The organism is Chryseobacterium capnotolerans (assembly GCF_021278965.1).
Lineage (GTDB): Bacteria > Bacteroidota > Bacteroidia > Flavobacteriales > Weeksellaceae > Chryseobacterium > Chryseobacterium capnotolerans.
In genome coordinates, this window is the sequence record NZ_CP065589.1 from 893,133 (window position 1) to 908,926 (window position 15,794).

11 protein-coding genes and 2 pseudogenes are annotated in these 15,794 nt (G+C 35.2%); 11 read left to right on the forward strand and 2 right to left on the reverse strand.

Translation table 11 applies throughout. The annotated features are described in order from the left end of the window. The first annotated feature begins 13 nt into the window (after positions 1-13). The 3 genes from H5J24_RS04240 (at position 14) to H5J24_RS04250 (ending at position 3,078) form a co-directional block, all read left to right on the forward strand. Positions 14-685, forward strand: coding sequence for an ankyrin repeat domain-containing protein (locus H5J24_RS04240; RefSeq protein ID WP_068944253.1), 672 nt, complete (start codon positions 14-16; stop codon positions 683-685). Between the two features lie 227 nt (positions 686-912). Then, positions 913-1,758, forward strand: coding sequence for a helix-turn-helix domain-containing protein (locus tag H5J24_RS04245; protein WP_068945172.1), 846 nt, complete (start codon positions 913-915; stop codon positions 1,756-1,758). An 81-nt stretch (positions 1,759-1,839) separates the two neighbouring features. Continuing rightward, positions 1,840-3,078, forward strand: a complete 1,239-nt coding sequence (locus H5J24_RS04250) for an amidohydrolase (protein ID WP_068944252.1) — start codon at positions 1,840-1,842, stop codon at positions 3,076-3,078. Between the two features lie 140 nt (positions 3,079-3,218). On the opposite strand, the gene H5J24_RS04255 is transcribed toward H5J24_RS04250, so the two are convergent. Then, positions 3,219-4,439, reverse strand: a complete 1,221-nt coding sequence (locus H5J24_RS04255) for a hypothetical protein (protein WP_068944251.1) — start codon at positions 4,437-4,439, stop codon at positions 3,219-3,221. A gap of 45 nt (positions 4,440-4,484) precedes the next feature. After that, on the reverse strand, positions 4,485-7,127 hold the full coding sequence (locus H5J24_RS04260) for a TonB-dependent receptor plug domain-containing protein (RefSeq protein ID WP_068944250.1): 2,643 nt from the start codon (positions 7,125-7,127) through the stop codon (positions 4,485-4,487). Between the two features lie 199 nt (positions 7,128-7,326). Between H5J24_RS04260 and H5J24_RS04265 the strand changes: the two genes are divergently transcribed. From H5J24_RS04265 to H5J24_RS04300, 8 genes and pseudogenes are all read left to right on the forward strand, one after another. Continuing rightward, a complete protein-coding gene (locus H5J24_RS04265; RefSeq protein WP_068944249.1) occupies positions 7,327-8,004 on the forward strand; it encodes a response regulator transcription factor in 678 nt (225 codons plus the stop codon). Between the two features lie 48 nt (positions 8,005-8,052). Continuing rightward, positions 8,053-9,084, forward strand: coding sequence for a sensor histidine kinase (locus tag H5J24_RS04270; protein ID WP_068944248.1), 1,032 nt, complete (start codon positions 8,053-8,055; stop codon positions 9,082-9,084). Positions 9,085-9,219: 135 nt separating this feature from the next. Next, positions 9,220-9,817, forward strand: a pseudogene (locus tag H5J24_RS04275) (IS1096 element passenger TnpR family protein). 312 nt (positions 9,818-10,129) lie between these two features. Continuing rightward, the gene (locus H5J24_RS04280; RefSeq protein WP_068944246.1) at positions 10,130-11,479 is read left to right on the forward strand and encodes an alpha-amylase family glycosyl hydrolase; all 1,350 of its coding nucleotides are present in this window, start codon (positions 10,130-10,132) and stop codon (positions 11,477-11,479) included. Positions 11,480-11,547: 68 nt separating this feature from the next. Next, the gene (locus H5J24_RS04285) at positions 11,548-12,033 is read left to right on the forward strand and encodes a hypothetical protein (protein WP_232816059.1); all 486 of its coding nucleotides are present in this window, start codon (positions 11,548-11,550) and stop codon (positions 12,031-12,033) included. 15 nt (positions 12,034-12,048) lie between these two features. Further along, complete coding sequence (locus H5J24_RS04290) at positions 12,049-12,699, forward strand: hypothetical protein (protein ID WP_068944244.1); 651 nt, start codon at positions 12,049-12,051, stop codon at positions 12,697-12,699. 149 nt (positions 12,700-12,848) lie between these two features. Continuing rightward, a pseudogene (locus H5J24_RS04295) lies at positions 12,849-13,642 on the forward strand (thymidylate synthase). Positions 13,643-13,774: 132 nt separating this feature from the next. Further along, entirely contained in the window at positions 13,775-15,178 is a 1,404-nt protein-coding gene (locus H5J24_RS04300; protein WP_232816060.1) for a hypothetical protein, read from the forward strand. The last annotated feature ends 616 nt before the right edge of the window (positions 15,179-15,794 follow it).

The following is a 15,794-nucleotide window of genomic DNA, read 5'->3' on the forward strand; positions in this document are numbered from 1 at the left end:
ATCATCATTGAACATGAAGAAAATATTGGTATTTCTTTTAGCATTCGGAAGCCTGAGTGCGTGTCAGGAGAAATCCGGTGATTTTCCAAACGAAAAGATCATGCAGGAAAAAGACATCATCACTCAGGTAAAGAAAAATAATATTCCGGCTGTAAAATCTGCTCTGGAAAACGGAACAGATGTAAATACAAGGGATAGAAAAGGACGTTCTTTATTGCTGATGGCAACCATTGAGAAACAAACTGAAATGGCTAAGCTATTGGTTTCTTATAAAGCAGATGTTAATCTCCAGGATGATCAGCTGGACAGTGCATTTTTATACGCCGGGGCAAGCGGTCAGGCAGAATTGGTTAAATTATATCTGGAAAATGGAGCCCGCTTCGATCTGTTTAACCGGTATCATGGAACTGCTTTAATTCCTGCCTGTGAACGCGGTCATGTAGAAACCGTGAAAGTATTGGTTAAAACAAAAGATTTCCCGATTAATCATGTGAACAAATTAGGATGGACAGCCTTAATGGAAGCTGTAATTTTAGGAAACGGAACTCAAAAATACCAGGAAATTGTACAAATATTGAAGGATAACGGTGCAGACCTTACGATTCCTGATCATGCAGGCAAAACGCCTTTACAGCATGCAGAATCATTAGGGTTTAAAGAAATAGCCCTGATTTTAAAATCATAAAAATTGTAAAGGTTAGGATGATTGTCAATGTAAAATCAGCAGTATTCAATTTTATCGAAGATAAAATCTTTGCGCCATTGCGATTTTCCAACATTATCAAGGACATAAAAATTTAGATATATAATTTAGTTGGTGTTTTAGCCACAAAGGATTCATTTGTTTCTTTTGTGGCTATTTTACTATTTTCTCCCGTAAATTTTATTAATTTTAGAAGAAATTCAGGTAGCGTGAGTTATCATACAGATCATTTTCCCATTTTAGGAATTCAGGAGTTTAGTGAGAATCAGCTTAGCGGCTGTCATTTGTTATTTAATGAACTCTACGGAGCACGTTCTATCGATGATCCTCATAAACACGATTTTTTTATCATCAATCTTTTTGAACATGGAGTGGGATCACATACCATAGATTTTACAGAACATCAGGTAAAGGATTATCAGATTCATCTTGTTTTTCCGGATCAGGTACATCAATGGGTGATCGAAAAAGAGACTGTAGGGTATCAATTAATGATCAGCAGGGATTGGTTTGAAAGCTTTTTACCTTCATTGAGGTTTTCGGCTTCTTATTATCAAAACCACCCTGTAATTAATCTTTCTAAGGATGTTTTTAAAACATTTTTGTACGAGTTTCAAGCGATTCAAAAAGAATTGAATGGTGAAAAGGTATTTTGGGAACTGATTCAAAAGAGAAGTGAACTGATCGGTTTGTTGGTGAGTCAAACAGTGGAAGGTGCTTTTAAGGATTTTGAAGTATACAATTCAAATCCGATTATTTCCAAATTTTTGCATCTGATTGATGAACATTTCAAAACCGAAAGATCAGTTTCCTTTTATGCCGACAAACTGAATATTTCTGCCAATTATCTGAATATCGTCTGTAAAAAGAATCTCAATGCTTCGGCATCCTCTCTTATTCAGGACCGTATTTTATTGGAAGCGAAACGTCTTTTGAAAGTATCAGAAATGTCTGTCAAAGATATTGTATATGATCTTGGGTTCTATGATCATGCCAGTTTTTCAAAATTCTTTAAAATGCAAACGGGGATGACGCCATCCCAATTCAAGGAATAATTTATACAAAACAAGACATAATTGATACACCGGTTTTCAGAAGAAGCTGGTGTAATTTTGTATTGTTAAAAACATTAAAACATGCAATTTCCCTATCAATTCACTGCAAAAGGAAACTATTCCCTTAAAAATGTCCGTCTGGAAACAGGTTTTGAATATGAAAATGAAGAGGTTATCGGAACAAAGACAGACCTTTTCAGTATAGAAATTGAAGACGGAAAAATTAAATCGGTGAAAGCCAATGACCCTGCTTCAAAAGCGATTGATGCCAAAGGGTATCTGATGCTTCCAGCTTTCAGGGATATGCATATTCACCTGGATAAAACATGGTATGGTCTTCCCTGGCAGGCACTTTCTGCTAAAAGAAAAACGGTAAAGGATATGATTGCCTATGAGCAGGAAATCATCCCTGAGCTATTAAAAACTTCGGTAGAAAGAGCTGAACAGCTTATCAGCCTCCAACAGCATTATGGGGCTCATTTTGCAAGAACCCATTTCAATATTGATCCTACATCCGGATTAAAATCATTGGAAAATTTGGAACAGGCCCTTCAAAATAAAAAAGATTCCTTTAAAGCAGAGTTGGTAGCGTTCCCGCAGCATGGAGTGTACTATACAGAAACAGCTCCTTTAATGAAAGAAGCTGCGAAGCTAAAAAGTGTAGCTTTTATTGGTGGAGTAGACCCATTTAGCCTTGATGGAAGTATCGAAAAAGTAATGGATTTTACAGTGCAGTTAGCATTGGATCATCATAAAGGAATTGATATTCATCTGCACGAAGTAGGGGAATCCGGAATGAAGACCATCAACTATCTGATTGATAAAGCGATTGAAAATCCTGCGCTTCAAGGGAAAACGTTTGTAAGCCATGCCTTTGCCCTGGCTCATCTTTCTCCAAAAGAAGCTGAGGAAATCTCAGAAAGGCTGGCTGCCGGAAAAGTAGGCATTGCTTCTTCAGTACCATTTAAAAAGACGATAATGCCAATCCCGACGATGAAAAAACATGGAGTAAATGTTTTGATTGGAAATGATAACGTTCAGGATTTCTGGAGTACTTTCGGATCGGGAAGTATGTTACAGAAAGCTAACCTGATCGCAGAATTATATGGCTATGCCACTGAATTTGCCCTGTCAAGAGCATTACAGTTTGCCACACAAAGTATTCTTCCTTTGGATGATAAAGGAAAACAACAATGGCCTAAAGCGGGTGATGAAGCTGCTGTAGTTTTAGCAGTTGCTTCATGCTCAGCAGAAGCTGTTTCCAGAATGTCTGATATAAAAGCCCTGATGCACAACGGGAACCTTTTCTGGAGAAATTAAATCTTACGTAGTATATATTTTTTATACACTTGTTTTTTGTGAATCAGCCATCGGAAGTTTTTTCGGTGGCTGTTTTTATATAACGAAAAAGCCATCAGAAATTTTCTGATGGCTTTTTTTATTTGAAATGAAGAAACTAGTTATTGTAAAGCTGCTAAAAGGTTTACTCCATCTACCGTAGCCCAAGCTCCCGGTACTAGAGAAACTTTTGTAACAGTACCATTAGTGAATGTTTTAGCTCCATTTGGACTGAAGGCATACCCCCAAACTCCAAGGTTATCAGAATTTAAATAGGCAAGAGGTTCTACTTTTATTTTACCTGTATTTACCTGGCTTGTTTCTGTTGCAGCATCTTGAATCAATACGCTATAAGCTTTTTGTGTTCCGATATTTTTATAACCACTTGCATAAACATTAGAGAAGATTCCTGTTCCTTGCTTTTTAAACTGGATTGCAGTAATTTCTGGGGAATTTGCTGTTTCTGGAAGTGTGTTGGCATCTCTGATTAATGTAATATTTGAAATTTTTGGGGCTACATTATCAGCATTACCAGAAGCTTCAATCTCCATTCCGAAGTTTCCTGTACCTGTTTGGAATGCATACCAATTAGTGTTGTTTTGACCACTCCAAGCATCTTGCCAGTCAAAAGAGTCATCAAAGTTCCCATAAGAAACAAGGTTTTTAGCACTCACTGTCCCACCGAAGAATTCATAACCATCATCTGTTCCTTTGTAAGTAACAAGGTTTTCTAATATAGTTCCTGCTCCAACTGCATAAAAAGTCATAGAATTGGTTTCTGAAGTACCATCACCGATTTTCTTTCCGGCATATTCTACTCTTACAAATTTCATTGTACCTGAGTTTGAATTTGGATCTGTTCCACCATAGTATACATTGTTTCCATCCTCAGAAAGCGCTTGCGCATTTCCATTAATTGCTTTGATTGGAGCGTTTCCGTAAAGTGTAATACCTCCCCAATCTCCTGGAGTTTTAGTAGATGTTGTAAATACAATCGGTTCAGATGCTGTACCTACTGCATTAATCTTTCCGTCTTGAAGAATTACAAGTCCACTTGTTTTAGTTGTAGTAACATTGAAAGTTGCTCCGGCTTCAATAGTGATGGTAGCATCATTGGTTACTTTTACAATTCCATCTAATGTATAGTTGCCTTTTTTAATAAGGATATTTTTTGAAATAGTACCTGATAATGTTCCGCTTCCGCTTAAAACACCTTCAGTTGTTCCTGGAGTAGTAACTGTAGTACCGTCTCCTAGGCCATCATTTACCTCGATAGTACATGAATTTAAGGCTAATGTTAACACGGCTGTTAACGATAATAATGATAAAACTCTTCTTTTCATTTTTATACTTTTTTATACTTTATTTTTATTTTTTTGACTAATTTATTAGAATGTATATCCTACAGTTAGGTTGAATGTAGTACCTCTGTAATAGCTTGTAAATCTGTTGTTTCCTTGCTCAAAATTAGTTGGAAGGTAATTTTTGTCTCCAATTAAGATTTTATACTGGCTGTTTAAAATATTCTGGATTCCGAATTTTACATTCCAATTTTTTGTTAACTGCCCTTGATAAACAAAATCTAACTGATGAAATGGTTTTTCATAATAATTATCAGTACCTGTCCCTCCGGTTGCAAATATTTTACTTCCTGAAACATTATAGACAAGAGAAAATGTATGTGCTAAATTGCTGCGACCTTTTAATTCATATTTTAAATCAGCATTAATGGTATAAGGTGATGCTCCTTGTAATCCTCTTTTATTTAATTTTTCTCCTGTAATAGCAAACCAATCAGGGCGTTCCATGTTAATTTGATCTTGACTTCTTTCTACATTTGAATGCATGATCGTAGCATTTGCTCCTAGTGTAAAGTTTCTAAGAGATTCGGATATTCTGCCTAAACCTAAAATCCCCTCTAACTCTACTCCGAATAATTCTGCTCTTTTAGCATTGAAGAAAGTAATGGTAGAACCAGTAGCATTTCCAGAAGGAACTAATGAACGTTCTATTGCATTGTTGATTCTTTTTGCAAATAAGTTAACAGCAAACATTTCTTTGTTTGTTGGGAAATATTCCCACTTTAAATCGAAGTTGTAGTTTTCACTGTTTTTAATAGCCGGATTACCAACGATATTTACATTGTCAGGATTAATATAAGTAATAGGCATAGTCTCAATTAATATAGGACGTGTAACTGTTTTACTAAATGAGAATCTAACATTATTTTTATTGTTAAGTGCTTTTTTTATTGATAATGATGGTAGAAAGAAGTTCTTATTTTTATCCAGATTTATTTTTTTATCAGCACTTTGTTCAGAATAGCGGATTAAAGTCATATCGTTTTCAAATCTCGCCCCTAATAAGATATCCCAAGAATCACTAGGTTTAAAATTAATATTAGCATATCCACCATTAATAATTTGGTAGAAACTTGAATAATATTGTGAAACATCAGATCCTTCCTGATAATATAAATCTCCTTTTCTAATTGATGAATCAAAGATGTCTTGTGGATTGTCGATATTAATAATGAAAGGCGTTAATGCTGAATTAGATGTACGTCCAAAGATAAATCTATAGGAAGTTTTTCTGAAGTCAGAAAAACCGTTATAACCTAAAGCAATCTGGATTGGAAAGTCTTTTCTGTCTCCCTTTTCTCCTAAGGATAATTGGTACTCCGCAAATGCAGAACCATAAAATCTAGAATCAACATCTAGGTACTGACGAATAATATTATTTCCACCATAGCGCATAGAAATGTTTCCATCTGTAAGAGTTGCTCCTGTAATTGGATCAATTGTATTTCCTTCTACAATTTTTCTATCAGGTTGCTGATAATTATTAATGACATAACTGGCTCCAGCTTTGACTTGATGTCTTTCGTTTATTTTCTGTGAAGCAGTCAACTGTAAATCTAAAAATCTTGAAATATCTAACTGGTTAGTTCTGAAGAAAGTTGTTTTATTAAGTACCTGTCCGTCTTTATAACCATGGTTATCTTCTATAATATTATTAGTATTTTGTAAATAGATAGCATTTAAATTAATATTAGTTCCTTTGTTTTTATAGCCTAGACCTAATAAAATTGAGGATTCTGTTTCGTAATTATATTGTTTACGATTAAGAAAATTCATGTTTTCAATGAATGAATGTTGGCCTAACCCTTTAAATTGGTTATTGTCCCCTTCTTTATATTCAAATTTACTTCCCTGATTTAAAGAAAATAGAATTCCTAAGTTACCAGATTCTCCCATTTTTACCTTTTGTGCAGTAGTAAATCCAATACTTGTATTAGGCATTGCTTTTACATTATCTACGTTCCATGAGTCTTTAAAAGAGTTTAATGATTCATTGGCTGTAAACCTATAGTTATTAGGTCTTGCATTTCTAATCTCAGCAGGAAGCCTTCTGTCTCTGGAATTCAATCCAAGATATCCATTCATTCCATCTGCTCCTTCAGCTACTTTAAAGTTATCTCTGAATGTACTTAATGTATTCACTCCTATACTAAATTCTACCTTCGTAAAAGGCTTGTCAATGGTAAGGGTTTCAATGTCAAAAGTAGCTCCTGCAAAATCTCCGTAAAGATTGGAGTTGAAAGTCTTATAGATGTTCAGTTTACCAACAACATCCGTTGGGAATTGCTTTAATGCAATAATCTTCTGGAAAGGGTTGTTGGATGGTGAACCAAGACCGTTAATTAATAAATAGTTGTATCGCTCTTCAAGACCTCTCACGAAAAGACCTCTTCCTTCTACCGTAGTGATCCCTGTTACTTTCGTAAGTCCTTGCTCTACGTTGGAGATCCCTTTTCTGGAAATCTCCTCAGCACTCACAGCTTGTTTCTGAATAATCGCTTTTTTCTGTTCTCCTAATACCGCAGTTTCAGTTTTCTTGTTGCTGCTTCCTTGGATTACTACGCCTTCAATTTTTTTCTCCTTAGCGATCGTATCCTGCTTCGTTTCCTGTGCGTAGAATACAGATCCAGATAAAAATAAGACTGCAATGCTAAGTTTATTAATTTTCATTCTCTTTACTTGCTTTATTACTAGATTTCTTTCGGTGCAAAGGAATAAAAGATTGATGGGGTAAATGGTTTAGTAAAATTTAATTTTTTCTTAACTAAATATTAAGAAAAGGATATTATTGTTAACTTTATATGAACGATAACTAATTTATTAATCTATCATTCAAAAATGATTAACTTTGAAACAGTAAAAATTTGAAATGAGTCAAAAGAAAATACTCTTAATAGACGACGAACTGGACATTTTAGAGATTCTGTCTTACAATTTAGAAAAGGAAGGATATGATATCTATACCGCTACCAACGGTAATGAAGGAATAGAAAAAGCAAAGGAAATTGTTCCGGATCTTATTCTGCTGGATGTAATGATGCCTGAAAAAGATGGTATTGAAACATGTCAGGAACTTCGTAAAATAAAAGAACTTCAAAAGACACTTATTGTTTTTCTTTCCGCAAGAAGCGAAGAATTTTCTCAATTGGCAGGCTTCCAGGCAGGAGCTAATGATTATGTTGTAAAGCTTATTAAACCGAAAATTCTGATCTCTAAAGTAAATGCATTATTACAATTGACTTCTCAGGTTTCTGATAATGCCAAGCTGATCGAAATTGGTGACCTTGTCATTGATAAAGATAACTTCAGAGTCTCCAAAAGCGGACAGCAGTTTCTTCTTCCTAAAAAAGAATTTGACTTGCTTTACCTTCTCGCTTCCAACACTGAAAAAGTATTTAAAAGAGAAGAAATTCTTGAGAAAGTTTGGGGGAATGATGTCATCGTAGGAGAAAGAACCATTGATGTTCACATCAGAAGACTAAGAGAAAAGTTAGGAATCAATACGATTCAGACTTTAAAAGGAATAGGGTATAAACTTATTGTTTAATGATCTGAGAAAAATACCTTTACGTTCAATTTTTAAAACGTTGTAAAATTGAAATTTTACAGACTTACGCTTGTCGCCTCTTGTCTGCTGACATTGGTGATGTTATTTTTAGTGGTCATTTTCGATTCACTTAAAGATATTTATTATGAGACCCCTTTATTTAAGACGGGTCTTTTAATCTGTATTGTCCTTATCTTTATCATCAACTGTGTCGTATTGGAACTTCTTTTCAATTATTACGGAAGAAAGCAGGTGAAAGGACTTTCCGGAATTCTTCCCCAGGAAATGGTGAATGATAATGACGAGAATATTACCATCAAAGAATTAGGGGAAAGATTTTCAGACCTGAACCAGCAGAGAGCCACAGAAATCGATATGATGAAGGAAATGGAAAGTTACCGTAAAGAATATATCGGAAACGTTTCCCATGAGCTTAAAACACCATTGTTTTCTATCCAGGGATATGTAGAAACCTTAAGAGACGGCGGGGTAGACAACCTGACAATCCGCGATAAATACCTGGAAAGGATTGATAAATCCGTAGAAAGGCTTATTGCTATTGTTACAGATCTTGATATGATTAACAGGCTTGAAGCAGGAGAAATTAACCTTACTGTTTCAAGGTTTGATGTTAACCTTCTCATCAAAGAAATTTTCGACCTGCTTGAATTTGAAGCTGAAAAACATAATACCACATTACAGATCCAGACTTTACATCCACAAATTTTTGTAGAAGCCGATAAACAAAAGATTTCCCAGGTTTTTATTAACCTCATCTCCAATGCCATTCATTATGCTAACAGACAGGAAGCAAAAGTGATTGTTAAAACCAGTATTTTAAAAAATAAAGTATTGATTGAAGTTATTGATAACGGAATGGGAATCAAATCTGAAATTCTTCCAAGAATCTTCGAACGTTTCTATCGCGTAGAAACCAGCAGAAGCAGAAGAGAAGGCGGTTCAGGATTAGGATTAGCCATCGTAAAGCATATCCTGGAAGCTCACAACGAAAACATTACCGTAGAAAGTGTTTACCTCGAAGGAACCAAGTTCAGTTTTATGCTGGAAAAAAGTAAATAATTCCGGCAAAATGTAAGAAAAAAAAAATATTTTAAAAAATCCTGAAATATTTTTTTGTCACATGTCATTTATTATATATTTGCACCAGAGATTTATCATAATTATAAAGGCAAAAAAGTAATTTAAGAAACTGATATGGTTTACAAAATCCGCGTAATATTAGATGCGAAAGAGGATATTTTCCGTGATATTGAAGTTAGGGGAAAACAAACATTATGGAATTTACATTTAGGAATTAAGAGTGCGTTCAATCTGCAAGGTGAAGAACTTTCTGCTTTTAATCTGTTAGAGAGTGATGGAACAATCGTAAAAAGTGTTCCGCTCGAAGATATGAGTGATGATGGTGATGGAGAGATTATGTCAGATGTTTATATTGATGAAGCTTTTGAAAATACTGGAGACAAAGCACAGTTTCAATATGGGCTTCTTGATCTTTGGGAGTTTTATTGTGAACTTGTAGAAATCATTGACGAGAAAAAAAGGAGTTTCCTATCCTATTACCGTTTTCAGATTTGGAAATGTTCCTTTGAAAGCACCTAGCAAAAATGGAAGTGCTGGAGGATCTAAAAAGAAATCAGCGACACCTCTTATGGATGATGATTTTAGCTTTGATGATGATTTTGGAGCAGGAGGAAACTTCTCAGATGAAGATGACAGCTTCGATGATGAGGAAGAAGAAGACTACAACGATGACGTCTTTGATGATGAAGATGATAACGATGACGAAAGATAAGATGTAGATATAAAAAATAGAGCCCTGGATTTTTAATCCGGGGCTTTTTTATGAATGCTGATGAACAATTTTGTTGCGGTTATCGATTAGCTTAGAAAACAATCAATGTCATTGATTCTAATCTTTGCTCCCTCAAAAATGTAACGGAAACTTGCTGGAACTTTGCGTTAAATCTAAACCAGCTAATACAAGTTGCTTTCTTTCATTTTTATTTGATTTACAGCTTGCCGTATTTTAAAAATAACGTTTGTAATTTTCTATTTTAACCTCTTTCCCTGAAAAACAATCCTTATTTTTGTTAAAAATAGATTAATGAAAAAATTAATTTTATTATCCATAATTGGTCTGGGAATTGTTTCCTGTACCACTCAAAAAAATACAAAAAGGATGACAGAACTGCCAAAAGAATGGAAACATACTACAAATATCTACGAAGTAAACATCAGACAATATACTCAGGAAGGGACCTTTAAAGCATTTGCAAAAGAAATGCCCCGCCTGAAAGCCATGGGAGTAAGAACACTTTGGTTCATGCCGATTACGCCGATTGCTCAGCAAAATAAGAAAGGCAGTCTAGGAAGCCCTTATGCAGCCTCAGACTATACTTCCATCAATCCGGAATTTGGAACAATGGATGATTTTAAGGACATGGTGAATGAAGCGCACAGATTGGGCTTCAAGGTGATTATTGATTGGGTAGCCAATCATACAGGCTGGGATCATGTCTGGACCAAAACACATCCTGAATTTTATTTAAAAGATCCGGATGGAAAATTCCATATTGCTTCAGGAATGGATGATATCATTGAGCTGGATTACAAAAACCAGGAAATGCGTCAGGCCATGATTGATGCCATGAAGTTTTGGGTAACAGAAACAGATATTGACGGTTTCAGATGTGATTTAGCCTCTTGGGTAGAAGTAGATTTTTGGGAACAGGCCCGTCCGGAAGTAGAAAAAGTAAAACCACTTTTTTGGCTGGGGGAATTTGATGAATTAGAAAGTCCTGAATATGGGAAAGTTTTTGATGCCAGCTATTCATGGAAATGGATGCATAAATCTGCTGATTATTACAAAAAAAATGAGCCGCTTCAGGAGCTAAAGGATCTATTGGTGCAATATTCCAATATCGGAGATCAATCAATGAGAGCCTGGTTCACCGCTAATCATGATGAAAACTCGTGGAACGGAACTGAATATGAAAAATATGCAGTCATTGCAAAACCTATGGCGGTATTTTCAGCTACCTGGAACGGAGTTCCATTGTTGTATTCAGGTCAGGAACTTCCCAACATGAAGAGATTAGAGTTTTTCGAGAAAGATCCGATTAAATGGACGAAAACCTATCAGGTTGCTGACTTTTATAAAACATTATTGGATGTAAAGGCTTCTAATCCTGCATTGAGAGGCGGTGATCCGAATGTGGCTACTTACTTGCTGAATACCACCGCTAATGACAAGATCTTAGCCTACGTAAGAAAAAATGGTAAAGATGAAGTGCTGGTTGTTTTAAATATGTCAAAAGAACCTGTGAATTTTACAATTGAAGATGGAAATCTATCAGGGACCTTCAGAAATGTATTTGAAAAGACAAAAAGAAATTTCGATGAAGGCAAAGACTTCAATTTTAAAGTTTCAGACTACGCCGTATTTGAAAGATAAAACCTAACCACAAGTTCTTAAATGATACTGCATTCCCCTCCGGCGGAGGGGTGCCAAAATCTGCGATTTTGGCGGGGTGGTCAAATCCACATCACCACTATTCCCACATTACAATGAACAAACAGGAAATAATAAATAAAGTTAAAACTAAAATAGCAGACAAGATCCAGTACTTCGAAAATCTGATTGCAGAAACCCGTGCTTCCAATAATGATACAAAAAGTTCTATGGGGGACAAGTACGAAACCGGAAGGGAAATGCTTCAGCAGGAAATCAATAACCTGCAGCGGCAGCTTAATGAAGTATTGAATCAACAGGGAATTCTACAAAAGATAACTTCAGATCCTTCTGATAAAGTTCAGAATGGTGCTTTGGTGAAAACAAATAAAGGATTATTTTATGTGTCAGCTTCTATGGGAGAATTTCTTTTTGATAACCAGAAGATTATGACGGTATCTGCAGAATCTCCTTTAGTAAAAGCAATGTTTGGCAAGAAAATGGGTGAGAGATTTACCATAAACAATATCGATCAGCATATTGAACATATTTGGTAAATTAATTTTAATCGTATGAAATTTAAAAACGTACTCTTTTTTGCCTTTTTATTAGCTGGTTTGTTAATCAACGCACAGGTTCGTGCAACCGTTTCCGGAAGAACCTATGACCTGGAAACTATAAAACTTACTGTAGATGGTTTTGTGATCACGCTTAATGCTGACGGATCAATTTCCGATTTCAATGCTCCTGACTTAAACGGGAAAATTGAATATTATGAGGATACTGTTTTTGATAAGATTAAATATGGAAGACTTAAAAGCATAGGCGGTGTAAAAATAGATTACTGGGACGATTCTGCATTTAATAGAGACAAAGCAGGCAAGCTGAAAAGTATTGGGAATATCGCTGTAGATTATTGGGATGATTCGGCATTTACCAGAGAAAAAGCAGGGAAAGTAAAGAGGATTGGAAACCTTACTATAGATTACTGGGCTGATGATATCATGGATAACAGCAGACTTGGAAAATTGAAAACAATAGGTGATATCTCCATAGATTACGGTACTAAAGATATAATCGATGAGAGTAAGTTTCAGAAACTTGTGAAATTTGGTCCTGTAAAACTGGAATATTCAAATGATAAATTTATAGACAAAAACAGATACGGTCAGTTGAAGTCAATTAGTGGAAATAGTGAAAAAATTAGTGTTTCTGTATTGTAGTTTCGGAATGATTCTAACCACCTGGAAGTATTGAATATACGGTTTTTTAATAGGTAAAAGATATAGCTCTTATAAGAAGCATCCATCAGCCGGGTGCTTTTTTTTGATGCTTTTTTTTTACTAAATTTGACCCATAAATCCCCTTCAAAATGCAAAACTACCTGGACCTTTTACAGCATATTTTAGACAACGGAACCGATAAAACCGATAGAACCGGTACTGGCACAAGAAGTGTTTTCGGGTATCAGTTAAGATATGATTTGTCAAAAGGCTTTCCTTTGGTAACTACAAAAAAGTGCATTTAAAATCCATTATCTATGAATTGCTTTGGTTCCTGAAAGGAGATACCAATATCAAATATCTTAAAGATAATGGGGTAAGCATCTGGGATGAATGGGCTGATGAAAATGGTGATTTAGGACCTGTTTATGGAGCACAGTGGAGAAGCTGGAATGGAGCAGACGGAAAAGTAGTCGATCAGATCACTGAGGTAATCGATCAGATCAGGAAGAACCCGGATTCCAGAAGATTGATCGTATCTGCATGGAACGTTGCGGAGATTCCGAACATGGCTTTGGCTCCTTGTCATGCGTTATTTCAGTTTTATGTTGCAGATGGGAAGTTATCATTACAGTTATATCAGAGAAGTGCAGATGTTTTCCTTGGTGTCCCATTCAATATTGCCAGTTATGCATTGCTATTAATGATGGTAGCTCAGGTTTGCGACCTTGAAGTAGGTGATTATGTTCACAGCTTTGGAGATGTTCACATTTACAACAACCATTTTGAGCAGGTAAACAGACAGCTTTCAAGAGAAACAAGACCACTTCCTACCATGAAATTGAATCCTGATGTTAAAAATATCTTTGATTTCGATTTTGAAGACTTTACCCTGGAAAATTATGATCCGCATCCGGGGATCAAGGCTCCTGTAGCTATTTAATCTCATACCTGCCTTATTATCTTTTGTAATTGACAGATTTCTATTATTTTTGAAGTTTGTGAGAATCTAATCACTACCACAGATGTTGAAAAATAATATAGAAAAAAAAGAAGCAATACGTATCTGATATTTTTGAATATCCTGATCATTGTTTACAACCTTTATATAGGGCTGTCAATTTTCAGAGAAAAGGTAATCGTTGCAGATGATTTAAAAGAAGTTTATAACGCCAAATATGTCTCTAAACCTTATTTTAGTTATATATATTCTTATCTGGATGCCTCCAATATGGCTGCAAGGCCGGTATCAGGATTTGTAACAGGAACTTTGGTTTTTCTCTCACAGTATAATGCTTCTATTTATCTTTTAGGAATATTGTTTTTCCCACTTTCATTGATTGCTGTTTATGGAGTAGCTCAAAAAATACTGTCAAAAGAACTGGCGAGCCTGATCACTTTGCTGTATTCGTGTTCGATAATTGGGACAAGTATTCAGTTTTCCCCTATTATGCTGAATTCCAATCTGGCAACCCTGTTCTTCTGTGTGAGCATTTATTTTGTTTATATACGCAAAAATGTTTTACTCAGTGCGTTGTTCTTTATACTTTCCATATTAAGTTATGAAATTTTCCTGCCGCTTATTCTTTTGCATCTGTTTCTGATCAGAGAAAATAAAAAAAGAATAATATTCCTGCTTTTAACTGCTGGAGTAATTGTTCTTTTCAGAAAAGTGATTCAGCCTGGGATATTTGCACATTCTTATCAAAGGGATGAGGTAGGGAAGCTCTTCGAATGGGAAAGGGTAGTACAGGTAACTATTTTAACGGCAAAGCTGTTTTTAAAAGATATTTTTGTAGGAATTTATAAAGGGATACTGAATCTTAAGAACCTTCTTATTATAGAGATTATTTTGGCTTTGGTCATGTCTTCTGTTGTTTATAAAGTCTTCTCCGGCTACGATTTTAAAAGCAAATTGAAGGACATTAAAAGTATAGGACTCATTTCTCTGATTTCAATAATCTTTGCAGTAAGTGTTTTTTATGTTTCAGCCTATATTCCGAACCTTTTTGGTTTTGATAACCGAAGTCTTGGTGCAATAAGACTTTTTTATACAATTTTTATCATTTCAGGAATCATTTATCTGTCTTTTAAACTGGAGTGGAGAAATAAAACAATCAGTTCCCTTTTAGCAGGAATTACTTTTCTTTTACTTACCACCAACATGAGTGTGAAAAATGCCTGGATCTATGCCAATCAGTTTAATCTTAAAATGTTTAATGAATTGGGCAAAGCATTGAAAGCAGAGCATATTGAAAGCGGAGTAGTGTGCTTAAGATATGATATGCTCACTGAATTGAAGACCAATCCTCACTTTATTTTGAGAGAACCTATTTTTTACAACAACTGGGAATGCCGTATGCTGTCTGAAATGAATGGTATTGATGCTAAAAAAGTATATATTTTTAATGCGGACAGACAAACAAAATGTGAGATGGTATTTCTATATCAAAACGGGAAGATGATTAGGGAGAAGTGATATTAGAAGGGAAGTCTGAAGCTGGAAGAGGGAAGTTATTTCAGTCCGAAAATAACTTGCATTTTATGATTGATTGTTATTGATTATAATTGCACCTGTCATTCTGAATACAACTAAGTGAAATGAAGAATATCTAGATGTTTATGATATTCCTCAACACCTTAAAAAACAACAAGACGTATTAAGTTGGATAGTAACTTCCATCCTCCCGTAACCATCCTCCAACCTCGCTCCCTGTCATTCTGAATGAAAAGAATTGAAATGAAGAATCTTTTAAAGTTCATGATATTGTTCAGTATACCCTGGAAAGATATCAGGTAGTATTAAGTTGGATAGTAACTTCCATCCTCCCGTAACCATCCTCCAACCTCGCTCCCTGTCATTCTGAATGAAAAGAATTGAAATGAAGAATCTTTTAAAGTTCATGATATTGTTCAGTATACCCTGGAAAGATATCAGGTAGTGTTTAGTTGGATAGTAACTTCCATCCTCCCGTAACCATCCTCCAATCTCGCTCCCTGTCATTCTGAATGAAAAGAATTGAAATGAAGAATCTTTTAAAGTTCATGATATTGTTCAGCATACCCTGGGAAGATATCAGGTAGTGTTTAGTTGG

Excerpts from the sequence above, each read along its gene's own strand:
- H5J24_RS04240 (WP_068944253.1), top strand. The coding sequence starts at position 14 with ATGAAGAAAATATTGGTATTTCTTTTAGCATTCGGAAGCCTGAGTGCG.
- H5J24_RS04250 (WP_068944252.1), top strand. The coding sequence starts at position 1,840 with ATGCAATTTCCCTATCAATTCACTGCAAAAGGAAACTATTCCCTTAAA.
- H5J24_RS04255 (WP_068944251.1), bottom strand. The coding sequence starts at position 4,439 with ATGAAAAGAAGAGTTTTATCATTATTATCGTTAACAGCCGTGTTAACA.
- H5J24_RS04260 (WP_068944250.1), bottom strand. The coding sequence starts at position 7,127 with ATGAAAATTAATAAACTTAGCATTGCAGTCTTATTTTTATCTGGATCT.
- H5J24_RS04265 (WP_068944249.1), top strand. The coding sequence starts at position 7,327 with ATGAGTCAAAAGAAAATACTCTTAATAGACGACGAACTGGACATTTTA.
- H5J24_RS04280 (WP_068944246.1), top strand. The coding sequence starts at position 10,130 with ATGAAAAAATTAATTTTATTATCCATAATTGGTCTGGGAATTGTTTCC.
- H5J24_RS04290 (WP_068944244.1), top strand. The coding sequence starts at position 12,049 with ATGAAATTTAAAAACGTACTCTTTTTTGCCTTTTTATTAGCTGGTTTG.